General features: G+C 48.7%; 1 protein-coding gene. It reads left to right on the top strand.

The window, feature by feature from the left end:
* A partial coding sequence (locus ABV409_RS16675) for a carbohydrate-binding protein (RefSeq protein WP_353878763.1) occupies positions 1-575 on the top strand: 575 nt, incomplete at both ends.

Below are 575 nucleotides of genomic sequence, written 5' to 3'. Positions count from 1 at the left end.
TACGATCCGATTGGAACTGTTCAACCCCAACCATACCGGCACGGGTATCTTCGACGAGGTTACCGTAAACGTGGTCTCACCTCCACCCAGCGGGGAGGATTTTTGGTTGGAGGCCGAATGTGGTGAAGTTGGCAGTGGGTGGACGACCGTGGATGATACATCAGTTTCCAATGGTCAATACCTTATTCGAAGCTTGGGAAATAGCTTTTCACCACCAAATTCCGAAGACGGGATGGTCAGTTTTGACCTTGCGGTATCAACTGCAGGAACCTATCGGGTTTATGGATTAGTAAGTGTTCCGAGCGGAAACGACGACAGTTTTTGGATACGGGCGAACGGTAGTTCTTGGATAAGTTGGAATAGCATACCAGGGAGCAATGCTTTTGAATGGCATCAGTTTCATAGCAGTCCCAACGGCCCCGCTTTCGTAACATATGTGTTCGATGTCGGAATGAATACCATTGATATTGGGTATCGCGAAGATGGAGCGGCATTAGACAAAATTTATATCACCCGTATTGGACCAGAACCTATGGGTCAAGGCGAAGCTGCGCAAGCTTGTGGTACGCTACCAG

Origin of the sequence: Flagellimonas algarum (assembly GCF_040513375.1) — a bacterium.
In the GTDB taxonomy this organism is placed as follows: domain Bacteria; phylum Bacteroidota; class Bacteroidia; order Flavobacteriales; family Flavobacteriaceae; genus Flagellimonas_B; species Flagellimonas_B algarum.
The sequence above is the reverse complement of the archived record's forward strand: the minus strand, read 5'-3'. Positions and strand labels throughout refer to the sequence as shown.